The organism is Streptococcus pacificus, from assembly GCF_016481305.1.
Taxonomy (GTDB): Bacteria; Bacillota; Bacilli; order Lactobacillales; family Streptococcaceae; genus Streptococcus; species Streptococcus pacificus.
This window is the reverse complement of the sequence record NZ_JAENBO010000008.1, coordinates 35,395-58,820: the sequence shown is the minus strand read 5'-3', so window position 1 is coordinate 58,820 and position 23,426 is coordinate 35,395. Positions and strand designations below refer to the sequence as shown.

Sequence of the window (23,426 nt, the reverse complement as noted above, 5' to 3'; positions counted from 1 at the left end):
CCTGAAGTAGTTGGGGGTTGCCCCCTGTGAGATAGGGTAGTTGCTTAGCTAAGGGGAGTTTAGCTCAGCTGGGAGAGCATCTGCCTTACAAGCAGAGGGTCAGCGGTTCGATCCCGTTAACTCCCATATAGGTCCCGTAGTGTAGCGGTTATCACGTCGCCCTGTCACGGCGAAGATCGCGGGTTCGATTCCCGTCGGGACCGTTGTTAGGCAACTAACAGACAAAGACAGACTCGTTAGCTCAGTTGGTAGAGCAATTGACTTTTAATCAATGGGTCACTGGTTCGAGCCCAGTACGGGTCATATAGGCGGGTTTGGCGGAATTGGCAGACGCACCAGATTTAGGATCTGGCGCTTAACGGCGTGGGGGTTCAAGTCCCTTAACCCGCATAAAACTAAATAGCCGGCTTAGCTCAGTTGGTAGAGCATCTGATTTGTAATCAGAGGGTCGCGTGTTCAAGTCATGTAGCCGGCATTACCGATAAGCGAACGTAGTTCAGTGGTAGAACACCACCTTGCCAAGGTGGGGGTCGCGGGTTCGAATCCCGTCGTTCGCTTGACGGCCGGGGTGGCGGAACTGGCAGACGCACAGGACTTAAAATCCTGCGAAGGGTGACCTTCGTACCGGTTCGATTCCGGTCCTCGGCATAAATATAATAAATAAGCACCCTTAGCTCAACTGGATAGAGTACCTGACTACGAATCAGGCGGTTAGAGGTTCGACTCCTCTAGGGTGCATTTTTTTCGGGAAGTAGCTCAGCTTGGTAGAGTACTTGGTTTGGGACCAAGGTGTCGCAGGTTCGAATCCTGTCTTCCCGATTGATGGCGGTGTAGCTCAGCTGGCTAGAGCGTCCGGTTCATACCCGGGAGGTCGGGGGTTCGATCCCCTTCGCCGCTATAAATAAAAGACTTTGGACCTTTAGCTCAGCTGGTTAGAGCTCTCGGCTCATAACCGAGCGGTCGTAGGTTCGAGTCCTACAAGGTCCATTTGATCTGGAGGATTACCCAAGTCCGGCTGAAGGGAACGGTCTTGAAAACCGTCAGGCGTGTAAAAGCGTGCGTGGGTTCGAATCCCACATCCTCCTTACTATTGATAACGCGGGATGGAGCAGTTCGGTAGCTCGTCGGGCTCATAACCCGAAGGTCGTAGGTTCAAATCCTGCTCCCGCAATAGAAAAAAACGGCTCGGTAGCTCAGTTGGTAGAGCAATGGATTGAAGCTCCATGTGTCGGCGGTTCGATTCCGTCTCGCGCCATATAAGCGGGTGTAGTTTAGTGGTAAAACTACAGCCTTCCAAGCTGTTGTCGCGAGTTCGATTCTCGTCACCCGCTTTACTTTAAAGTAAACCAAGCACTATATTTTGCTTGGGCGCGTAGCTCAGGTGGTTAGAGCGCACGCCTGATAAGCGTGAGGTCGGTGGTTCGAGTCCACTCGTGCCCATTTATATTTGGAGAATTACTCAAGAGGCTGAAGAGGACGGTTTGCTAAATCGTTAGGTCGGGTAACTGGCGCGGGGGTTCGAATCCCCCATTCTCCGTAGTTAAACGAGTTATCATGAATATGATATCTCGTTTTATTTATTATAGAAGGTACAAGACTATGAAAAAATTTAGATTCTCACGATTAATTTTTATTTTCATTGCTTTTTTTTATTTTCCGGTTCTCTTATTTTTTTTATTTCTAAGAATAAATCTCTTCGTGTAGCCACAACCTCTTTTATTGATAAGGGAATTAATGTTGTTAAGGAAGTTGTTGACACTCCTATTTATTTTGTTAGTCAACAACTTTCCAGTGTTAATGAGTTATTTAATACTTACAGTGAAAATGAGAATCTTCGTCAACAAATTTCAGAATCTGAAACCAAAGAAAAAGAGTATCAGATATTACTTGAGGAGAATAAAGAGTTACGATCTGCTCTTGAAATTAAAGATTCTTTTTTAGGTCTATCTGTATTAACTGGTAAGGTTGTTATGCGTTCTCCTGTTGCTTGGCTTGATAATGTTACTGTTGATATTGGTAAGAATGACGGTGTTTTTGAACAGATGTTTTTAGTTTCAAATGGCGGTCTTGCTGGTAAGGTAGATAAAGTAAATAAAGAGACAACAGATGTTAGTTTGATTACCAATCTGTCAAGTACAGATGGTATTCCTGTTAAAATTAAAACGAATAAGGATGATGCTTTTGGCGTTTTAACAGATTATGATGTCAAAGAAAATCTGTTAATCATTTCGCAATTGAATACTAGAGAAGCTATTGCGAGCGGTGATGATGTTTTCACTAGTGGTTTAGATGGTCAATCTCCGTCTGATATTTCAGTTGGTAAGGTAAAAATGATTGATGACAAGGAACCTTTGAATATCAAAATTTATGTTGTTCCAACAGTTGATTTCTCACATCTTTCCTATGTTAGTCTAATTGGAGAGTAATATGAAAAGAGTTAGTCGATTTTTCCCTTTTATATTTTTGTTTCTTAGTCTTTTTATAGATAGACACTTAACTTATTTGATGTCAGGTTTGTTTCACAACCAATTTGTTATTTCTAGTCAATTTTTTTTAATGATGCTTTTGTTTTTTATCTTACATTATCAAAAATGGTTAGTTTACTTGTTTTTTGTTAGTTTATCATTTGTTTATGATAGCTTGTATTTTCATAGTATTGGTATTTCAATCTTTCTTTTCCCTATTTTAATACTATTGGGGTACAAATGGTTACCTTTAATAAGAGATAATAAACTCATTAGAGGTGTTAGTTTATTTATTCTCATGTTTATGTTTAATGTTGGTAGCTATTTTCTGGCAGTTTTTTATCAAATGACTTCTTATCCTTTTGGGATTTTTGTGACTTATCATTTATTGCCAACCCTCATTGTTAACCTCTTTTTCTTCTTGTTTTCAGATTTTTTTGTAAAAAGGTTACATTTAATATAATATATTTCAAAAACGCTTTAAAATGTAACAATCACGTAATATAAACTGGACTTTTTTTTGGTATTATAGTAATGTCTTATCGAAAAGGAGTATTTACTAAATGAAAAAAAGAATTTTATCCGCAGTATTAATTAGTGGGTTAACATTAAACGCTGTTTCAGGCCTACAAGTTGTTTCTGCAACAGATTACGATAGTAAAATTGCTAATCAGGAGAATATCATTGATCATTTAACAACTGAACAAGCTCAAGCTCAAGCAAAAGTGACAGCTGTTCAAAAACAAGTAGATTCTCTCCAAGCTGAACAAGAAAAATTAGCTGCAGAAAATAAAAAATTGGAAGCTGAATCTGAGCAGTTAGCAAAAGATATTGAAGTGCTTTCAGGCAAAATTGTTGCGAGAAGTAAATCATTAGAAAATCAAGCAAGAAGTGCCCAAAAAAATAATACCGCAACATCTTATATCAGTACATTAGTTGATTCTGATTCATTGTCTGATGCGATTAGCCGTATTGTGGCTATGCGTGAAGTTGTTTCTGCAAATGAAAGAATGTTAGAGCAACAAAAGACTGACAAAGAAGCTATTGAAGAAAAACAAATTAAAAATCAAGAAGCTATCAATACTGTAGCAGAAAACCAAGCCACTTTAGCAGAAAATGCTAATGCTTTAAATACACAAAAAGCTGAGCTTGAAGTTGCTCAATTAAATTTAGCAGCAGAATTGGCAACAGCTCAAGATGAAAAAAGTAATTTACTTGCTGCTAAATCAGCGGCAGAAGAAAAAGCAGCCCAAGCAGCAGCCCAAGAAGCAGCTGCAAGAGCAGCAGCCCAAGAAACTGCTAGACAACAACAAGCATCTATTCAAACAGCTCAGCAAGTAGTATCAACTATTGCTCCAGCACAACCAGCAGCTCCAGCGCCAGCACCTGCTCCAGCGCCAGCTCCAGCAAATAATACAGCTGCAACAAGATCTGTACCGACTCAAACAGCAAGTCCAACTGTAAACTATTCAGGTAATACTTATCCAGTTGGTCAATGTACATGGGGTGTTAAATCACTAGCTCCTTGGGTTGGTAATTACTGGGGTAATGCAAATCAATGGGGTGCAAGTGCAAGAGCAGCAGGATTTACAATCGGTTCAGAACCTGTTGTTGGTTCAGTTGCAGTATTCCCATATGATGGTGGTGGTTATGGACACGTTGCATATGTAACAGGTGTTCAAAGCTCAACAAATATCCAAGTAATGGAATCTAACTATGCTGGAAACCAATCAATTGGTAACTATCGTGGATGGTTTAATCCAACAACTCAATCAGTTTATTACATTTATCCATATTAATATTTGAATATAAAACAGAAAAACATCGTTTTTCTGTTTTTTTATTGTTATATCAGTTGTATAAGGATTGAAAAAATAGGTGAAAAGGGTTAAAATGATAGAGGAGAAAATTTTGGGAGGAAATCATGTCTTATTCTAATTTAAAGTTATTTGCACTATCATCCAATCAGCAATTAGCAGATGATATTGCTAAAACAATGGGAGTTTCTTTAGGAAAATCAACTGTTAGACAATTCTCAGATGGTGAAATTCAAGTTAATATTGAAGAATCAATCAGAGGTCACCATGTGTTTGTTTTACAATCAACTAGCTCACCAGTTAACAACCATTTGATGGAGTTGTTAATTATGGTTGATGCTTTAAAGCGTGCCAGTGCAGAAACGGTAAATGTTGTCATGCCTTACTATGGTTATGCTAGACAAGATAGAAAAGCCCGTTCACGGGAACCCATTACTTCTAAATTAGTAGCTAATATGTTAGAAGTGGCTGGTGTTGATCGTCTTTTGACGGTTGATTTACATGCAGCACAAATCCAAGGATTCTTTGATATCCCTGTTGATCATTTAATGGGAGCACCTCTCATTGCTGATTATTTCCAACGTCGTGGCATGATGGGAGATGACTATGTTGTTGTCAGTCCTGACCATGGTGGTGTGACTAGAGCTCGTAAATTGGCACAGTTTTTAAAAACACCTATTGCTATTATTGATAAACGTCGAAGCGTTGATAAAATGAATACCAGTGAAGTGATGAATATCATTGGTGATGTTAAAGATAAGACATGTATTTTAATTGATGATATGATTGATACCGCAGGGACTATATGCCATGCAGCTGATGCTCTTGCTGAAGCAGGTGCAACAGCAGTTTACGCTAGTGGTACTCATCCTATTCTTTCAGGAGCGGCTCTTGATAATATTCAAAAATCAGCCATTAAGAAGATGATAGTACTTGATACCATCTATCTGCCTGAGGAACGACTCATCGATAAGATTGAACAAATTTCAATTGCCCAATTAATTGCAGAAGCTATTTTAAGAATCCATGAAAAACGTCCTTTGTCTCCATTATTTGAAGTTGGCAAGTAAAAAACGTTATCATCAGTTATTTAAGCACTAAACACCTCACTTTAGAGGTGTTTTTTACTGATAACTAGTGTATAATAGGAATACAATACAAGCTGGAGGGCACTATGGATTTAAGCAAACGATTTAATAAGAACCTAGACAGAATTGAAATATCGTTGATTCGTCAGTTTGATCAAACGATTTCATCAATTCCAGGTATTTTAAGGTTAACCTTAGGGGAACCCGATTTCACAACACCAGATCACGTTAAAGAGGCTGCTAAAAGAGCTATTGATAATGATAAAAGTTATTATACAGGTATGGCTGGCTTATTGGAGTTAAGACAAGCAGCTAGTGATTTTGTGAAAGAAAAGTACCATTTATCTTATCATCCTGAAAATGAAGTTTTGGTAACAGTTGGAGCAACAGAAGCCCTTTCAGCTAGTCTAACAGCTGTTCTAGAACCAGGAGATACTGTCTTGTTACCAGCTCCAGCCTATCCTGGTTATGAGCCAATTGTAAAATTAGTTGGGGCTAATATTGTTGAGATTGATACAACAGAAAATCGATTTATCTTAACCCCTGAAATGCTTGAAAAAGCAATTTTAGAACAAGGTGAAAAGCTTAAAGCTGTGCTTTTAAACTATCCTGCTAATCCTACAGGTGTGACTTACACTTGTCAGCAAATTAAGGATTTAGCCGCTGTTCTTAAAAAATATGATGTCTTTGTGATTAGTGATGAGATATATTCTGAATTAACTTATACCAAAGAACCTCATGTTTCCATTGCTGAGTACCTTCCAGAACAAACGATTTTAATTAATGGGTTATCTAAGTCACATGCTATGACGGGTTGGCGCATAGGTTTTATTTTCGCGAAAAAAGAACTGGCTAGTCAGTTAATTAAAAGTCATCAATATTTGGTAACTGCTGCAACCACAAGTGCTCAATACGCAGCTATTGAAGCCTTAACGGTTGGAAAAAATGATGCTGAGCCGATGAAAAAAGCTTATATAGAGCGTCGTGATTACATTATTGAAAAACTTGAAACCCTTGGTTTTGAAGTGATTAAACCAGATGGTGCTTTTTACATTTTTGCTAAAATTCCAGGAGAAGCAGCCTCTGATTCATTTGGGTTTTTAAAAGCACTGGCTAAAAAGAAAGCTGTCGCTTTAATTCCGGGTGTCGCTTTTGGGAAATACGGTGAAGGTTATATCAGAATTTCTTATGCTGCCAGCATGGAGACTATTAAAGAAGCACTAAACCGATTGAAAGAATTTATGAAGGAATATGGAAACTAAGGAAACTAAGGGACTTGTTCTTTATAATAAAGATTTTCGTGAAGAAGATAAATTAGTTAAGATTTTTACTGAATCTGATGGCAAAAGAATGTTCTTTGTTAAGCGAGCTAGAAAATCAAGAGTGACACCAGTCATTCAACCCTTGACAATGGCTCAGTTTATTTTAAAAATCAACGAATCAGGATTGAGTTATATTGAAGATTATAAAGAAGTTGAGTGGTTTAAAAACATCAACGCTGATATTTTTAAACTAGCTTATGCGAGCTATATTGTGGCTTTGGCTGATAGTGTTCTTTTAGATGCTATTGAAGATCCATCGTTATTTTCTTTTTTAACCAAAACATTAACCCTAATAAATCAGGGGTTAGACTATGAGGTTTTGACCAATATTTTCGAAATACAACTCTTAGATCGTTTTGGTGTCTCACTAAATTTTAACGATTGTCATTTTTGTCATCGTAAGAATCTTGCTTTTGATTTTTCTCATCGTTTTTCTGGACTCCTTTGTCCAGATCATTATGACAAAGATCCACACAGGAGTCATTTGAATCCTAATATTCCTTATTTAATAAACAAATTTCAGACTATCCAGTTTGATGAACTAAAAACCATTTCAATTAATGATTCTTTAAAGAAGGAACTGCGTCTTTTTATTGATAGCCTTTATGATGATTATGTTGGTATCAAATTAAAAAGCAAGTCCTTTATTGATGATTTGGGGAAATGGGGCAATATTATGAAACAAGATTGAGAGATAAAGGACGTTTTCATAAGATGATAAAATAGCCGAATCATGCTATAATAGACAAGTCAATGTTTATAAAAAGGAGTTTCAAAATGAAAAAAATAGCAATTGATGCGATGGGTGGCGACAATGCTCCCCAAGCAATTATTGAAGGTGTAAATAAAGCATTAGATGATTTTTCAGATATTGAAATTCAACTCTATGGTGATAGAGAAAAAATCACTCCCTATTTAACACACACTAAACGAGTTACGATTAGTCATACCCTTGAAAAAATTGATTCTGAGGATGAGCCTGTCAAAGCCATCAGAAAGAAAAAACAAGCATCAATGGTTCTTGCGACCCAAGCCGTAAAAGAAGGACGTGCGGATGCCGTTTTATCTGCGGGGAATACAGGAGCCTTATTGGCATCGGGTTTGTTTGTTGTTGGTCGTATTAAAAATATTGATCGTCCAGGCTTGATGTCAACAATACCAACCATGGATGGGCAAGGTTTTGATATGTTGGATTTAGGGGCCAATGCTGAAAATACAGCAAAGCATTTACATCAATTTGCGGTCTTAGGGTCTTTTTATGCTAAGAATGTTCGAGGCATTAATTCTCCTCGTGTTGGTTTGTTAAATAATGGGACCGAAGAAACTAAAGGAGACACCTTAAGAAAGGAAACCTTTGATCGTCTTTCTAATGATGACTCGCTTAACTTTATTGGAAACGTCGAAGCAAGAGATCTTCTAGCTGGTGTTTGTGATGTGGTCGTGGCTGATGGTTTCACTGGTAATGCCGTGTTAAAATCAATTGAAGGAACAGCCATTTCTATTATGGGACAATTGAAAAAAACTATTCAAGAAGGTGGTTTTTCTGCCAAAATGGGTGCACTTCTTTTAAAAGATAGCTTATATCAATTAAAAGAGAGCCTAGACTATTCATCTGCTGGGGGAGCTGTTTTATTTGGTCTTAAAGCCCCTGTTGTGAAATGTCATGGCGCAAGTGATGCTAAAGCAGTGTATAATGCTATTAAACAAATTAGTCGTATGTTAGAGAGTGGTCTTATGGACCAATTAACAAATGAATTTTCAAAGGAGACTGAATCAAATGACTAAAGAAGAAATTTTATCTAAAATGAAAGAAATGATTGCTGATCAACTTGGAGAAGAAGACATTGATGTCACTATGGCAACCAACTTCAAGGATGATTTGGGAGCTGATTCTATCACTTTAACAGAGTTCGTTATTAACGTAGAAGATGAATTTGACTTAGAAATCCTTGACGAAGAAGTTGAGGATGTGAGAACCATGGGTCAAATGGTTGATTATTTATATGAAAAAATAAAATAGGTATTCGATTTTATCGAATATCTTTTTTATTGTTCATTTTTTATTGTTAAATTTCTTTATTTGTGCTACTATTAAGCTATAAAAAACTTAAAAAGGCGAACAATTAAATGGAAAAACAATTAATTTATTCAGGAAAAGCGAAAGATATCTATGCAACAAGTCATCCAGAGGAAATTATTGCTAGCTATAAAGACCAGGCAACGGCGTTAAATGGTCTACGAAAGGAAATTGTAGCAGGTAAAGGAAGACTTAACAATCAGATTTCGTCGCTTATTTTTGAGCGCTTAAATCAAAAAGGGATTAAGACACATTTCATTAAGCAATTATCTGAAACAGATCAACTTAATAAGAAGGTAGCTATCATTCCTCTTGAGGTTGTCCTTCGTAATTACTCAGCAGGGTCATTTGCTAAGCGTTTTGGGCTTGAGGAGGGAATCAAGTTTGAGACACCAATCATCGAATTTTATTATAAAAATGATGAGCTAGATGATCCTTTTATCAATGATGAGCATGTTTTATTCTTAGATATTGCAACAGCAGAAGAAATAGCATTTATAAAAGAGGAAACACGAAGAATTAATGAGGTTTTAACAGCTATTTTTGCTGAGGTCGGCTTAACCTTGATTGATTATAAACTAGAATTTGGTCGTGATGGTAATGGCGACATCATTCTTTCCGATGAAATCTCACCTGATACCAGTCGTTTATGGGATAAAGAAGGAAATCATATGGATAAAGATGTCTTTCGTCGTAATATTGGTTCCATCATTGATGTTTACACTGTTGTTTTGGAGCAACTCTTAAAAAATAAGTAGGGTGATAGGATGAATAAACGTATTTTTGTTGAAAAAAAGGTTAATTTTAGAGTAAAAGAAAAGTCTTTGCTTGCTGAATTACAACATCATTTGCAAATCGAGACCTTAAAAGAGCTACGTCTCTTGCAAGTATATGATGTGTTTCATTTATCATCTGATTTAACTGAAAAAGCTGAGAAACACATTTTTTCAGAACAGGTGACTGATGATTTGATGACGGAAACAGAAATTTCTGAGTTTCTTAATGACTATCATTTTTTTGCCATAGAAGCCTTACCTGGTCAATTTGATCAACGTGCTGCGAGTGCTCAAGAAGCTTTGTTTCTTTTGGGTGCAACAACAGATGTCATTGTAAAAACTGCCCAACTCTACTTGGTGAATATTGACATTGCTCCAAAGGAGCTAGAACGCATTAAAACTTATCTTTTAAATCCGGTTGATTCACGTTTTAAAGATATTACTAAACCTGTTAGAGAAGATGTTTTTGAAAAAGCAAATAGGTTTATTCCTAAACTTGATTTCTTTAATTCTTATTCAGAAGCTCAATTTGTAGGTTTCAAACAAGAACAACATTTAGCGATGGAAGTGGCTGATTTACTCTTGATTCAGGACCATTTTAAAACCATCGGTAGAGTACCTACTGAAACGGAATTAAAGGTATTGGACACTTACTGGTCTGATCATTGTCGTCATACCACTTTTGAAACAGAATTAAAAACCATTAATTTTTCCCATTCTCATTTTGAAGAGCAATTACAAGCGACTTATGACAAGTACTTGTCAATGAGAAAAGAACTTGGTCGTGAGGCTAAACCACAGACGTTAATGGATATGGCTACTATTTTTGGGCGTTATGAACGTGCCAATGGTCGTTTGGACGACATGGAAGTCTCTGATGAAATTAATGCTTGCTCTGTTGAAATCTCTGTTGATGTTGATGGCAAGGATGAAACTTGGCTATTAATGTTTAAAAATGAAACCCATAATCATCCGACAGAAATTGAACCATTTGGTGGTGCAGCAACTTGTATTGGTGGCGCTATTCGTGACCCATTATCAGGACGTAGTTTTGTTTATCAAGCAATGAGAATTTCAGGAGCTGGTGATATCACACAAAATGTGGCAGAGACACGTCAAGGGAAATTACCTCAACAGGTCATTTCGAAAAAAGCAGCACATGGCTACTCTTCTTACGGGAACCAAATTGGTTTGGCAACAACTTATGTGAGAGAGTACTTCCACCCTGGTTTTGTTGCTAAACGTATGGAGCTTGGTGCAGTTGTTGGTGCGACGCCTAAAGAAAATGTTCGTCGTGAAAAGCCAGAACCTGGTGATGTGATTATTTTGTTAGGTGGGAAAACCGGTCGTGATGGTATTGGTGGTGCCACTGGTTCTTCAAAGGTACAAACCGTTGAAACAGTTGAGACAGCTGGTGCAGAAGTTCAAAAAGGGAATGCTATTGAAGAAAGAAAAATTCAACGTCTCTTTAGAAAGCCAGAAGTTAGTCAATTGATTAAAAAGTCCAATGACTTTGGTGCAGGCGGGGTCTGTGTTGCTATTGGGGAATTGGCTGATGGTGTCTTGATTGATTTAAATAAAGTGCCTTTAAAATATCAAGGACTTAATGGAACTGAAATTGCTATTTCTGAAAGTCAAGAACGTATGGCGGTTGTTGTGTCTAAAGAAGATGCAGATGCCTTTATTGCTGCTTCTGAAAAAGAAGATATCTTAGCGGTTGTGGTGGCTGAGGTGACTAAAGAAGCAAATCTTGTGATGACTTGGAATGGTGAAAAAATCGTTGATCTTGAACGTGCTTTTCTAGACACCAATGGTGTTCGTGTAGTTGTTGATGTTGATGTGACTGATAGTAATAAGGAGCTTCCTTACCAAAAAACAACCTCGTTAGAAAACGTTGAGCAAGAGTTAGTCACAGTGCTGTCTAATCTTAATCATGCTAGTCAAAAAGGACTTCAAACCCTCTTTGATAGTTCAGTTGGTCGCTCAACCATTAATCATCCTCTAGGTGGTCGTTATCAAGTGACGCCTACAGAAAGTTCAGTTCAAAAGTTGCCTGTTCAAAAAGGGAAAACAAGTACTGTTTCTGTTATGGCACAAGGTTATAACCCATACATTGCCGAATGGTCACCTTTTCACGGTGCTGCCTATGCTATTATTGAGGCAACTAGTCGTTTAGTCGCAACTGGCTCTCAATGGCAACAAGCACGTTTTTCTTATCAAGAATACTTTGAGCGTTTAGATAAACAGGCAGAACGTTTTGGAAAACCTGTGTCTGCCCTTTTAGGGGCTATTGAAGCACAAATCCAATTAGGCCTACCCTCTATTGGTGGGAAGGATTCAATGAGTGGTACTTTTGAGGAATTAACGGTACCGCCAACGCTTGTGGCTTTTGGGGTCACCACCTCTAAAGTGGATAAAGTCTTATCCCCTGAATTTAAAGCGTTTGATGAAAACATCTATTATATTGCGGGTCAAGCCATTTCTGAGGGAATAGACTTTAAACAAATTCTTGCTAATTTTGAACAATTTAGTCGTCTTCAAGAAGAACATCAAATAACAGCAAGTGCAGCCATTAAATATGGTGGTCTTGGTGAGACACTTTCTCTAATGAGTTTTGGTAATCGTTTGGGAGCTAAGTTATCACTTGATGATAAGATCATGTCAACGCTGCTTCAAGGACAGCTAGGTGGCTTTGTTTTCACTAGTAAAGAAGAGATTCCTGGTGTGGTTAAGCTTGGAACAACGACAAAAGATTTCTCTATAGTTATTAATGATTTAAACATAGCAGGCCAAGTGCTTTTAAGTGCTTTTGAAGGCAAACTAGAAGATGTTTATCCAACTCTCTTTGAGCAAAAAGAGAACTTATCTGATGTTCCAGTTGTTTCAGTTGAGGAAACGATAACGATTCCTGAAAAAACAGAAGAACCTCTGGTTTATATTCCAGTCTTTCCTGGCACAAACTCAGAATACGATTCTGCTAAGGCATTTGAACAGGTTGGTGCGAAGGTTGCCTTGGTACCATTTAGAACTTTGACTCAGGACTTGATTGCTGCGTCTATTGTTGAAATGGTTGAAATGATTGAAAAGGCTAATATTATTTTCTTTGCAGGTGGTTTCTCAGCTGCAGATGAGCCAGATGGTTCTGCTAAATTTATTGTTAATATTTTATTAAACAAAAAGGTTAAAACAGCGATTGACGCCTTTATAGCAAGGGGCGGATTAATCATTGGAATCTGTAATGGTTTCCAAGCCCTTGTTAAATCTGGCTTACTTCCTTATGGTAATTTTGAAGACAGTCACAAGGACAGTCCAACACTGTTTTATAATGATGCCAACCAACACGTTGCTAAGATGGTTGAAACAAGAATTGCCAACACCAATTCACCTTGGTTAGCTGGTGTGGCTGTGGGTGATATTCATGTGATTCCAGTGTCTCATGGAGAAGGAAAATTTGTGGTTTCTGAACAAGAATTTTTAGAGCTGCAAAAACATGGACAAATCTTTAGTCAATACGTTGATTTTGATGGCAAACCAAGTATGGATTCTCGTTTCAATCCAAACGGCTCTAGCCATGCGATTGAAGGCATTACTAGTCGAAATGGTCAAATCATTGGTAAAATGGGACATTCAGAGCGTTTCGAAGAAGGAAACTTTAAAAACATTCCAGGTCATAAAGACCAGCATCTCTTTGCTAGTGCTGTTAATTATTTTAAAAACAACTAAGGGGAAAAAATGACTTACGAAGTAAAATCACTCAATGAAGAGTGTGGTATTTTTGGAATATGGGGGCATGAGCAAGCGGCAGAAGTCACTTATTATGGTCTTCATAGTCTCCAACATAGAGGACAAGAAGGTGCAGGGATTGTTTCAAATGATGATGGGAAACTCCTTCGTCATCGCAATACAGGACTAATTTCAGAAGTCTTTAAAAGACCAAGTAATCTTGCCAAATTAGCTGGTAAAGCGGCAATTGGTCATGTGCGTTATGCGACAGCAGGCACAGCTTCTATTAACAACATTCAACCCTTCTTATTTGATTTTTCAGATGGTCAAATTGCTTTAGCTCATAATGGTAATTTGACTAATGCCAAGTCACTACGTGCTGAATTGGAGAAAAAGGGTGCTATTTTTGCCAGTTCTTCTGATACAGAAATTCTCATGCACCTAATTCGTCGTAGTCCAAAAGAAACTTTTATTGAGCAATTTAAGGATGCCCTCAATCAAGTCAAAGGTGGCTTTGCCTATCTTATGATGACAGAGGATAAAATTTATGCTGCTTTAGACCCTAATGGCTTTAGACCTCTTTCTATTGGTCAATTTGCCAATGGGTCTTGGGTGATTTCTAGTGAAACATGTGCCTTTGAAGTGATTGGTGCCAAGTGGGTGAGAGATGTAAAACCAGGTGAAATCGTGATTATTGATGATTCTGGTTTAGCTTTTGATCAGTTTACAACTGATACGCAAATGGCTATTTGTTCTATGGAGTACATTTATTTTGCGCGCCCAGATAGTGTTATTCATGGCATAAATGTTCACACTGCTCGTAAAAATTTAGGCAAACGTCTCGCTCAAGAAGCTAAAATTGATGCAGACATCGTTGTTGGTGTTCCTAATTCCTCCTTATCAGCGGCTTCTGGCTATGCTGAAGAGTCAGGTCTCCCTTATGAAATGGGCTTGATTAAAAATCAATACATTCAAAGAACCTTTATTCAACCGACTCAAGAATTGAGAGAACAAGGGGTAAGGATGAAATTATCGGCTGTTTCAAGTGTCGTTAAAGGCAAGCGCGTGGTTATGGTTGATGATTCTATCGTTCGTGGCACAACTAGTAGACGGATTGTCAGCTTGTTAAGAGAGGCGGGTGCAAAAGAAGTGCATGTGGCCATTGCTAGTCCAGAATTAAAACATCCTTGTTTCTACGGGATTGACATTCAAACCAAACGTGAACTCATCTCGGCCAATCATTCTATTGAGGAAGTGCGTGAGATTATTGGGGCTGATAGCTTATCATTTTTATCAATTGATGGCTTAATCGAGTCGATTGGTTTAGAAACAGATGCCCCTAATGGCGGCCTGTGTGTTGCCTACTTTGATGGTAACTACCCAACAGAACTTTACGATTATGAGGAAGAATACCTCAGAAATCTCCATCAAAAAGTCGACTTTAGAACACAATAAAAGGAGGGAAACATGTCAGAAAATGCTTATGCAAAGTCAGGTGTTGATGTTGAAGCAGGTTATGAAGTGGTTGAGCGCATCAAGAAACATGTGGCTAAAACGAAACGCTTGGGAGCAATGGGTGCCTTGGGTGGCTTTGGTGGTTTGTTTGATTTATCCCAATTAAATGTCAAAGAACCTGTGCTTGTCAGTGGGACAGATGGTGTTGGTACAAAACTCATGCTTGCCATTAAATATGATAAACATGACACGATTGGTCAAGATTGTGTGGCTATGTGTGTCAATGATATTATTGCAGCAGGGGCAGAACCACTTTACTTTTTAGATTATATTGCGACAGGTAAAAATAAGCCTGCAAAACTAGAACAAGTCATTGCCGGCGTTGCTGATGGTTGTGTTTTAGCCGGCGCTGCCTTAATTGGTGGAGAGACGGCTGAAATGCCTGGCATGTACGACGATGACGATTATGACTTGGCCGGTTTTGCTGTTGGTATTGCTGAAAAATCAGAATTGATTGATGGCAGTAAGGTCTCTGACGGGGATGTCTTATTGGGACTTGCTTCCAGTGGGATTCACTCCAATGGCTATTCTTTGGTTCGCCGTGTCTTCAAAGATTATAGTGGTGATGAAAAATTAGAAGAACTAGAAGGAAAAGCTTTAAAAGATGTCTTATTAGAGCCAACACGTATTTATGTTAAAAGTGTCCTTCCTTTGGTTAAAAAAGGATTGGTGAATGGGATTGCTCATATTACTGGTGGCGGCTTTGTTGAAAATGTGCCAAGAATGTTTTCAGATGACTTGGCTGCAGTGATTGAAGAAGATAAAATCCCTGTTTTACCTATCTTTAAAGCGATTGAAAAACATGGTCAGATTAAACATGCAGAAATGTTTGAAATTTTCAACATGGGAATTGGTTTAGTGCTTGCTGTTAAACCAGAACATGTTGCTGAGATTAAAGCACTCATTGATGAACCTGTCTATGACATTGGTCATGTTGTCAAAAAAGAAGATCAAAGTGTGGTTATCAAATGAAAAATATAGCCGTTTTTGCATCAGGAAATGGCTCCAATTTTCAAGCCATTGCTGAAAAATTTCCTGTCACTTTTGTGTTTTCAGATCACCTGGATGCCTTTGTCCTAGACAGGGCAAACCAATTAAACGTCAAAGCTTACGCTTTTGAGTTAAAAGGATTTGAATCGAAAGAAGCTTATGAAAATGCCGTTGTAGACTTACTTGATTCGCATCAGATTGACTTGGTGGTGTTGGCTGGGTATATGAAAATTATCGGTCCGACCCTTCTTTCAAAATATGAAAGGAAAATCATCAACATCCATCCGTCTTACTTACCGGAATTTCCTGGGGCTCATAGTATTAAAGACGCATGGGAAGCAGGTGTGGCATCATCAGGAGTCACTATTCATTGGGTGGACTCAGGTATTGACACAGGAGAAATTATTAGACAAGAGCGCGTGGAACGTCTTGAGACTGATACGATTGACAGTTTTGAAGAGAGAATTCATGCTTGTGAACACCGACTTTATCCACAAGTTGTGGAAAGCTTATTAAAAGAGGAGAACTAAAATGACAAAACGTGCACTAATCAGTGTTTCAGATAAAACAGGTATTGTTACTTTTGCCAAAGCCCTAAAAGACTTGGGTTGGGAAATCATCTCAACTGGCGGTACTAAAAAGATGCTAGATCAAGAAGGTGTTTCAACCATTGCCATTGATGAAGTCACTGGCTTTCCTGAAATGATGGATGGTCGTGTTAAAACGCTACATCCAAAGATTCATGGTGGACTTCTTGCTAGACGTGATTTGGACACGCACTTACAAGCGGCTAAAGACAATGCTATTTCTTTAATTGATTTGGTGGTTGTCAATTTATACCCTTTTAAAGAAACGATTTTAAAACCGGATGTGACCTACGCAGATGCCGTTGAAAACATTGACATTGGTGGCCCTAGCATGCTTCGCTCTGCAGCCAAAAACCATGCCAGTGTGACTGTTGTAGTAGATCCTTCTGACTATGAGCTTGTTTTAGAAGAATTCTCTAAAGCTGGTGAGACTAGTCTTGATGTGCGTAAACGTTTGGCAGCTAAAGTCTTTAGACACACAGCAGCCTACGATGCTCTTATTGCTGACTACTTGACCAAAGAAGTGGGTGAAACAACACCTGAAAAGTTGACCTTAACTTATGATTTAAACCAAACCATGCGTTATGGTGAAAACCCACAACAAGAAGCAGACTTTTATCAAAATGCTCTTCCAACAGCCTATTCTATTGCATCAAGTAAGCAATTAAATGGAAAAGCTCTCTCATTTAACAATATTAGAGATGCTGATGCTGCTATTCGTATCATCCGTGATTTCACAGATAAGCCAACAGTGGTAGGTTTGAAACACATGAACCCATGTGGTATTGGTCAAGCTGAAACGATTGAAGAAGCGTGGGATTATGCCTATGAAGCAGACTCGGTTTCTATTTTTGGTGGCATTGTTGTCTTAAATAGAGAAGTTGATGAAAAAACAGCTGCGAAAATGAGTAAGATTTTCCTTGAAATCATTATTGCGCCAAGTTACAGCCCAGAAGCACTGGCTATTTTATCTGCTAAGAAAAACTTACGCGTTTTAGAATTGCCATTTGATGCACAAGCTGACAGTGAAATTGAAAAAGAATACACTGGTATTGTTGGTGGCATGTTATCACAAAACCAAGATGTGATTAAAGAAGATCCAACATCATGGAAAGTAGTGACTAAACGTCAACCAAGCGAGCAAGAAAAAGTCGCTCTAGAATTTGCTTGGAAAGCGATTAAGTACGTCAAATCAAATGGTATCTTAATTTCAAATGATAAGATGACTCTTGGTGTTGGGCCAGGTCAAACCAACCGTGTGGGGGCTGTCAAAATCGCTATCGAACAAGCACAAGATCGTCTTGAAGGTGCTGTTTTAGCGAGCGATGCCTTCTTCCCATTTGCTGACAACGTTGAAGAAATCGCCAAAGCAGGTATTAAAGCCATCATCCAACCGGGAGGCTCTATCCGTGATGAAGAAGTGATTGCAGCAGCTGACAAGTATGGCATGACCATGTTATTCACTGATGTGAGACATTTTAGACATTAATTTAAAATAAAAAGAAGACAAATTGAGAAGCTAAGTTTGTCTTCTTTTTATTTTTTCACTTAAAAAAACATTATCTTATATAAAAAACCGAACATTTTTGATATAATAGTCTTATAAAATCCGTTTATTGAGGTGAAGATGTGAAATTACTGGTTATTGGTTCGGGTGGTAGGGAGCACGCTATCGCCAAACAATTGTTACACTCAGAAAAAGTTGAGACAGTCTATGTGGCACCGGGAAATGATGGCATGACACGTGATGGTTTGGAATTGGTCGATATAGCAATTTCCGAACATGAAGCACTTATTGCCTTTGCTAAGGAAAAGGGCATTGACTGGACCTTTGTTGGACCTGACGATGCTTTGGCTGCTGGAATTGTAGATGATTTTGAAAAAGCGGGTTTAAAGGCGTTTGGGCCATCACAAAAAGCCTCTGAGCTAGAATGGTCAAAGGATTTTGCCAAAACCATCATGGCTAAATACCAGATTCCAACGGCAGACTACCAGACTTTCACCGATTTTGAAGACGCAAAAGCCTATATTCAATCAAAAGGTGCGCCAATCGTTGTTAAGGCTGATGGTTTAGCGCTTGGAAAAGGTGTCGTTGTTGCTGAAACTGTAGATGATGCCATTGAGGCAGCTAGAGAAATGTTACTAGATAATAAATTCGGTGACTCGGGTGCTCGCGTTGTCATCGAAGAATTTTTAGCAGGTGAAGAGTTCTCCTTGTTTGCCTTTGCAAACGGTGAAACCTTCTATCTTTTACCGAGTGCTCAGGACCACAAGCGTGCCTACGACGGTGACAAAGGGCCAAATACTGGTGGAATGGGTGCTTATTCACCAGTTCCTCATCTCTCTCAAAAAGTCATTGATCAGGCCGTTGATCAGATTATTAAACCAACACTAGAAGCAATGGTTAAAGAAGGGCGTTCTTACCTTGGTGTTTTATATGCCGGCTTGATTTTAACAGCAGATGGTCCCAAGGTGATTGAATTTAACGCACGCTTTGGTGACCCAGAAACACAAGTTATCTTACCTCGCTTGACTTCAGATTTCGCACAAGCGATCGATGATATTTTAAATAATAAACCAGCTACACTAATATGGCTTCAAGATGGGGTAACGCTTGGAGTTGTTGTTGCAAGTAACGGCTACCCTCTTAGCTATGACAAGGGTGTTAAAGTGCCGATGACAGATAATAAGGCCCTCATCACTTACTTTGCAGGGGTGACCAATAAAGATAATCACTTGGTATCAAGTGGTGGTCGTGTCTACATGCTTGTTACCACGCAAAATACTGTCAAAGAAGCACAAGATGTCATCTATGATGCCTTAGAAAATGAAAACACTGAAGGGTTCTTCTACAGGAAAGATATTGGGAGTAAAGCACTATGACAACAGAAATTTCAATTATTATGGGAAGCAAATCAGACTGGTCAACCATGGTGAGAACTGCTGAATTGCTTGATAAATTTGGTGTCGCTTATGAGAAAAAAGTGGTTTCTGCCCATCGAACACCGGATTTGATGTTTGATTTTGCCGAAAATGCACGTAAGCGTGGCATCAAAGTGATTATTGCTGGAGCAGGTGGTGCCGCCCATCTACCAGGAATGGTGGCAGCCAAAACCACCTTGCCAGTTATTGGTGTGCCGGTTAAATCACGCGCCCTAAGTGGTGTTGACTCACTTTACTCGATTGTGCAAATGCCAGGTGGTGTGCCAGTCGCAACAATGGCGATTGGGGAAGCAGGAGCGACAAATGCCGCCTTAACAGCACTCAGAATTTTAGCAACAACCAATGAAGCACTTGCTGAAAAATTAAGCGACTATGCCAAAGAACAAGGTGCATTAGCGGAGGCCTCTACAGATGAACTTATCTAAAACAATTGGAATTATTGGCGGTGGTCAACTAGGACAAATGATGGCTATTGCCGCCATTTATATGGGGCACAAGGTGATAACTCTTGATCCAGTTGCTGATTGTCCAGCCTCGCGTGTCAGTGAAGTGATTGTTGCACCTTATGATGATGTGGAGGCACTACAAGAGTTGGCTAATCGTTGTGATGTCTTAACCTATGAATTTGAAAATGTGGATGCAGATGGTCTTGATGCAGTGGTGAAAACAGGTCAACTCCCTCAAGGAACCGACCTGCTTCGCATTTCACAAAACCGTATTTTTGAAAAAGACTTTCTCACTCAAAAAGCTGGCGTATCCGTTGCTCCTTATCAGGTGATTAAGAGTAGTCGTGATTTAGATGTCATTGATTTTGCTAAGAAATATGTCCTCAAAACAGCAACAGGTGGCTATGATGGTCATGGACAAATCGTTATCACATCACCAGAAGACCTGCCAAAAGCAAGAAAACTAGCTGACTCCTCAGCCTGTGTTTTAGAAGAATTTGTCAGCTTTGACAAGGAAATTTCTGTGATTATTTCGGGGAATGGTAAAGAAGTGACTGTCTTTCCTGTTCAAGAGAATAATCATCGCAATAACATTCTGTCAAAAACAATTGTGCCAGCTCACATCCCAGAAGTCTTAGCTGAAAAAGCACAGGACATGGCGATTAAGATTGCCAAGCAGTTGGAGCTGTCAGGCACTCTCTGTGTTGAAATGTTTGTGGCTGGTGATGTTATTTTGGTCAATGAAATTGCTCCACGTCCTCATAATTCCGGACACTATTCGATTGAGGCTTGTAATTTTTCCCAGTTTGACACACATATTTTAGGTGTGTTAGGACAACCTTTGCCAAACATTCACTTGCATCAACCAGCAGTCATGTTAAATGTCTTGGGACAACATCTAGAAAAAGCAAAAAACTATGTCTTAGAAAATCCTAATGCCCATCTCCATCTGTATGGTAAACAAGAAGCCAAACACAATCGTAAAATGGGACATGTCACTCTCTTAGAAAAAGATGCCGAAGAGTTTGGCAAGGGGATTGATTTTTAATGAGGAGAAATATAATATGGAATTGAGAGAATTTAAACATTGGCTTTTAGATAAAGGTTTAGATGAAAATGAATTATATATTGAATCTATTAAATGTTATCAAGTAGAGGCCTATAAAGCGGCTTATATGTTTTCTTATTTGGCTAATCATAAATATATCAGCGAGTTAGCAATTAATTATAAAGGTATTCCAGCTAGTTTTAAAAAAAATATCCCTCAAAAAAATGAAAGAATTAAAAAATGGAAAAAAGAGGTTAAGCTTTTAAAAAGTGAAGATAAGTGGGAAAGTACATTGAATGATTTAATTCAGTCCGACCCCCAAAAAACTGGAAATATTTTTGAACTTCCAAAAGGAGTTAAAGATCGAATTTCGGAGATGAGAAGTTTAAGGAATGTTTCAGCACATGCAAAGGAAAGAAAAATTACGGAGTCAACTGTACAGGAATTATGGAATGATATTGTTTATACATATCCTTATTTTGTAATTAATGGTACTCGAGAAAATTGGCTTTCTAGATTTGATCAGATTGTCACATATGCGGGAGAAAACTCTAAAGATTCTATTAAGGAACTACAGAAGAATTTACAAAATCTTTCAATAGATAATCAATTAAAAATATTAGAAGAAATTATAAAAAAATATATTTTAGAGTTAGAATTTCTTGAAAAAATCCCAAAGCTAGTTATACATTTTTTGAATGAATATTTTTCTAAAAAACAACATAATTTAGTCAATGATTTATCTTTAACAAGTCAAATTTTTCTATCAATTGTTCTAGAAAAATTTGAAATTAAAGGAGATATATATGATATTATAGAGTTATTAAAAGAATTGAAAAAAGACTCATTGTTTATTGATTTATGTGCTGATTACTCAAATCATTTTTGGAGATTAATAGATTATTTGTATCCACAATCAAATGAAAAAGAACTAACACAACTCATTATGGATTATTTAAACATGGCACATGAAATTCTTAAAGATACCGATTTTAAAAAATTTAGTATACTATCATCCAGTGGTGTGTTATTAGAACAAGCAAAAATAAAGGTAGAAACTTTATATTACTACACCATGAATAGAACAGGAGATAAAAAACATAAAACATCTACTTTTGATTATAGTAAATTCTCTAGGAATGCTCATTTTGTTAGGTATGTCATGTATAGGATATCAAATGAAGAGAAGTTGAAAGATGAACAAGATTTCTCTGATTTTATTCAACGATGCGAAAAAGTATTATTCGATAGTGAAGACGAATTATTATTAGAAGTACAAGAAAAAATTAGAGAATATAATTTGAAATATAAAATTATTGAGGAGAAAAAATGATTGAACGTTATTCCCGTCCTGAAATGGCGGCCATTTGGAGTGAAGAAAACAAGTACCGTGCTTGGTTAGAAGTTGAAATTTTAGCCGATGAAGCTTGGGCAGAGTTGGGTGAAATTCCTAAAGAAGATGTGGCAAAAATTCGTGAAAACGCTGATTTTGATATTAACCGCATTCTTGAAATCGAGCAAGAAACGAGACATGATGTTGTCGCTTTCACGCGTGCTGTTTCTGAGACGCTTGGTGAAGAACGCAAGTGGGTTCACTACGGTTTAACCTCAACGGATGTGGTTGATACGGCATATGGTTATCTTTACAAACAAGCTAACGACATTATTCGTCGCGATTTAGAAAACTTCACAAATATTGTCGCTGATAAGGCGCGTGAGCATAAGATGACTATTATGATGGGCCGCACACACGGTGTTCATGCTGAGCCAACAACTTTTGGTCTAAAATTAGCCACATGGTATAGTGAGATGAAACGTCATCAAGAGCATTTTGAACGTGCCGCAAAAGGTGTTGAAGCTGGAAAAATCTCTGGAGCAGTCGGTAACTTCGCCAACATTCCTCCATTTGTAGAAGAATATGTCTGTGGTAAACTAGGTATTCGCCCACAAGAAATTTCAACGCAAGTGCTACCTCGTGACTTGCATGCAGAGTATTTTGCTACCTTGGCAGGGATTGCAACGTCTATTGAACGCATGGCAACAGAAATTCGTGGATTGCAAAAATCTGAGCAACGTGAAGTGGAAGAGTTTTTCGCAAAAGGACAAAAAGGAAGTTCAGCCATGCCTCATAAGCGTAATCCAATTGGCTCTGAAAACATGACAGGACTAGCACGTGTGATTCGTGGTCACATGTTAACAGCCTATGAAAATGTGCCACTCTGGCATGAACGTGACATTTCTCATTCTTCTGCAGAGCGTATTATCACACCAGACACCACCATTTTAATCAACTATATGCTAAACCGTTTTGGTAATATCGTTAAAAACTTGACCGTTTTCCCTGAAAATATGCTTCGCAACATGCAGTCTACCTTTGGCTTGATTTATAGCCAACGTGTCATGTTGACCTTGATTGAAAAAGGAATGACAAGAGAAGAGGCTTATGACTTGGTTCAACCCAAAACCGCTTATGCTTGGGACAATCAAGTGGCCTTTAAACCGCTTTTAGAAGCTGACAGCGAAGTCACCTCTCGTTTAACACAAGATGAGATTGATGAGTTGTTTAATCCAGTTTATTACACCAAACGTGTGGATGATATTTTTAAACGCATTGGTTTAGAATAATCCT

General features: G+C 38.2%; 19 protein-coding genes and 17 tRNA genes. All 36 read left to right on the top strand.

The window, feature by feature from the left end; all coding sequences use genetic code 11:
• Positions 1-53 precede the first annotated feature (53 nt).
• The 36 genes from JHK62_RS07845 (at position 54) to purB (ending at position 23,422) form a co-directional block, all read left to right on the top strand.
• A tRNA-Val gene (locus JHK62_RS07845) sits at positions 54-126 on the top strand.
• Positions 127-130: 4 nt separating this feature from the next.
• A tRNA-Asp gene (locus tag JHK62_RS07840) sits at positions 131-203 on the top strand.
• A gap of 27 nt (positions 204-230) precedes the next feature.
• Positions 231-303: transfer RNA gene (locus JHK62_RS07835), tRNA-Lys, on the top strand.
• Positions 304-308: 5 nt separating this feature from the next.
• Positions 309-390 (top strand) — tRNA-Leu (locus JHK62_RS07830).
• Positions 391-402: 12 nt separating this feature from the next.
• Positions 403-475, top strand: a tRNA-Thr gene (locus JHK62_RS07825).
• Positions 476-485: 10 nt separating this feature from the next.
• Positions 486-557: transfer RNA gene (locus JHK62_RS07820), tRNA-Gly, on the top strand.
• Positions 558-562: 5 nt separating this feature from the next.
• Positions 563-648: transfer RNA gene (locus tag JHK62_RS07815), tRNA-Leu, on the top strand.
• A gap of 16 nt (positions 649-664) precedes the next feature.
• A tRNA-Arg gene (locus tag JHK62_RS07810) sits at positions 665-738 on the top strand.
• Positions 739-745: 7 nt separating this feature from the next.
• Positions 746-819: transfer RNA gene (locus JHK62_RS07805), tRNA-Pro, on the top strand.
• 5 nt (positions 820-824) lie between these two features.
• A tRNA-Met gene (locus JHK62_RS07800) sits at positions 825-898 on the top strand.
• A 15-nt stretch (positions 899-913) separates the two neighbouring features.
• Positions 914-987, top strand: a tRNA-Ile gene (locus JHK62_RS07795).
• An 8-nt stretch (positions 988-995) separates the two neighbouring features.
• Positions 996-1,085: transfer RNA gene (locus JHK62_RS07790), tRNA-Ser, on the top strand.
• A 12-nt stretch (positions 1,086-1,097) separates the two neighbouring features.
• Positions 1,098-1,171 (top strand) — tRNA-Met (locus JHK62_RS07785).
• An 11-nt stretch (positions 1,172-1,182) separates the two neighbouring features.
• Positions 1,183-1,255, top strand: a tRNA-Phe gene (locus JHK62_RS07780).
• Positions 1,256-1,260: 5 nt separating this feature from the next.
• Positions 1,261-1,331 (top strand) — tRNA-Gly (locus tag JHK62_RS07775).
• Positions 1,332-1,366: 35 nt separating this feature from the next.
• Positions 1,367-1,440, top strand: a tRNA-Ile gene (locus tag JHK62_RS07770).
• Positions 1,441-1,449: 9 nt separating this feature from the next.
• Positions 1,450-1,537: transfer RNA gene (locus tag JHK62_RS07765), tRNA-Ser, on the top strand.
• A 76-nt stretch (positions 1,538-1,613) separates the two neighbouring features.
• The gene (mreC, locus tag JHK62_RS07760; RefSeq protein ID WP_199576189.1) at positions 1,614-2,426 is read left to right on the top strand and encodes a rod shape-determining protein MreC; all 813 of its coding nucleotides are present in this window, start codon (positions 1,614-1,616) and stop codon (positions 2,424-2,426) included.
• 1 nt (position 2,427) lies between these two features.
• Complete coding sequence (mreD, locus tag JHK62_RS08005) at positions 2,428-2,928, top strand: rod shape-determining protein MreD (protein WP_199576186.1); 501 nt, start codon at positions 2,428-2,430, stop codon at positions 2,926-2,928.
• A gap of 100 nt (positions 2,929-3,028) precedes the next feature.
• Entirely contained in the window at positions 3,029-4,264 is a 1,236-nt protein-coding gene (gene pcsB, locus JHK62_RS07750; protein WP_199576185.1) for a peptidoglycan hydrolase PcsB, read from the top strand.
• A gap of 125 nt (positions 4,265-4,389) precedes the next feature.
• Positions 4,390-5,352 (top strand): ribose-phosphate diphosphokinase, encoded by a 963-nt coding sequence (locus JHK62_RS07745; protein ID WP_199576184.1) that lies wholly within the window; start codon positions 4,390-4,392, stop codon positions 5,350-5,352.
• A gap of 104 nt (positions 5,353-5,456) precedes the next feature.
• Positions 5,457-6,632, top strand: a complete 1,176-nt coding sequence (locus JHK62_RS07740) for a pyridoxal phosphate-dependent aminotransferase (protein WP_199576183.1) — start codon at positions 5,457-5,459, stop codon at positions 6,630-6,632.
• On the top strand, positions 6,622-7,383 hold the full coding sequence (gene recO, locus JHK62_RS07735) for a DNA repair protein RecO (RefSeq protein WP_199576182.1): 762 nt from the start codon (positions 6,622-6,624) through the stop codon (positions 7,381-7,383). The genes JHK62_RS07740 and recO overlap by 11 nt, the downstream gene beginning before the upstream one ends.
• 86 nt (positions 7,384-7,469) lie before the next feature.
• On the top strand, positions 7,470-8,477 hold the full coding sequence (gene plsX / locus JHK62_RS07730) for a phosphate acyltransferase PlsX (protein WP_199576181.1): 1,008 nt from the start codon (positions 7,470-7,472) through the stop codon (positions 8,475-8,477).
• Positions 8,470-8,712, top strand: a complete 243-nt coding sequence (locus tag JHK62_RS07725; RefSeq protein ID WP_199576180.1) for an acyl carrier protein — start codon at positions 8,470-8,472, stop codon at positions 8,710-8,712. The genes plsX and JHK62_RS07725 overlap by 8 nt, the downstream gene beginning before the upstream one ends.
• Positions 8,713-8,819: 107 nt before the next feature.
• A complete protein-coding gene (purC, locus tag JHK62_RS07720; protein WP_199576179.1) occupies positions 8,820-9,527 on the top strand; it encodes a phosphoribosylaminoimidazolesuccinocarboxamide synthase in 708 nt (235 codons plus the stop codon).
• A 9-nt stretch (positions 9,528-9,536) separates the two neighbouring features.
• Positions 9,537-13,268 carry a phosphoribosylformylglycinamidine synthase gene (locus JHK62_RS07715; RefSeq protein ID WP_199576178.1) on the top strand — a complete coding sequence of 1,244 codons (3,732 nt, stop codon included), beginning with the start codon at positions 9,537-9,539 and terminating at the stop codon, positions 13,266-13,268.
• Positions 13,269-13,277: 9 nt separating this feature from the next.
• Positions 13,278-14,723 (top strand): amidophosphoribosyltransferase, encoded by a 1,446-nt coding sequence (gene purF / locus JHK62_RS07710; RefSeq protein WP_199576177.1) that lies wholly within the window; start codon positions 13,278-13,280, stop codon positions 14,721-14,723.
• Between the two features lie 12 nt (positions 14,724-14,735).
• Positions 14,736-15,755, top strand: a complete 1,020-nt coding sequence (purM, locus tag JHK62_RS07705) for a phosphoribosylformylglycinamidine cyclo-ligase (RefSeq protein WP_199576176.1) — start codon at positions 14,736-14,738, stop codon at positions 15,753-15,755.
• Entirely contained in the window at positions 15,752-16,303 is a 552-nt protein-coding gene (purN, locus tag JHK62_RS07700) for a phosphoribosylglycinamide formyltransferase (protein ID WP_199576175.1), read from the top strand. The genes purM and purN overlap by 4 nt, the downstream gene beginning before the upstream one ends.
• Position 16,304: 1 nt before the next feature.
• Positions 16,305-17,849 carry a bifunctional phosphoribosylaminoimidazolecarboxamide formyltransferase/IMP cyclohydrolase gene (gene purH, locus JHK62_RS07695; protein ID WP_199576174.1) on the top strand — a complete coding sequence of 515 codons (1,545 nt, stop codon included), beginning with the start codon at positions 16,305-16,307 and terminating at the stop codon, positions 17,847-17,849.
• A 140-nt stretch (positions 17,850-17,989) separates the two neighbouring features.
• Complete coding sequence (purD, locus tag JHK62_RS07690; protein WP_199576173.1) at positions 17,990-19,243, top strand: phosphoribosylamine--glycine ligase; 1,254 nt, start codon at positions 17,990-17,992, stop codon at positions 19,241-19,243.
• A complete protein-coding gene (gene purE / locus JHK62_RS07685) occupies positions 19,240-19,728 on the top strand; it encodes a 5-(carboxyamino)imidazole ribonucleotide mutase (protein WP_199576172.1) in 489 nt (162 codons plus the stop codon). The genes purD and purE overlap by 4 nt, the downstream gene beginning before the upstream one ends.
• A complete protein-coding gene (gene purK / locus JHK62_RS07680; protein WP_199576171.1) occupies positions 19,715-20,797 on the top strand; it encodes a 5-(carboxyamino)imidazole ribonucleotide synthase in 1,083 nt (360 codons plus the stop codon). The genes purE and purK overlap by 14 nt, the downstream gene beginning before the upstream one ends.
• Positions 20,798-20,813: 16 nt before the next feature.
• Positions 20,814-22,130, top strand: coding sequence for a hypothetical protein (locus JHK62_RS07675; RefSeq protein WP_199576170.1), 1,317 nt, complete (start codon positions 20,814-20,816; stop codon positions 22,128-22,130).
• Positions 22,127-23,422 carry an adenylosuccinate lyase gene (gene purB / locus JHK62_RS07670; protein ID WP_199576169.1) on the top strand — a complete coding sequence of 432 codons (1,296 nt, stop codon included), beginning with the start codon at positions 22,127-22,129 and terminating at the stop codon, positions 23,420-23,422. The genes JHK62_RS07675 and purB overlap by 4 nt, the downstream gene beginning before the upstream one ends.
• Positions 23,423-23,426: the final 4 nt, after the last annotated feature.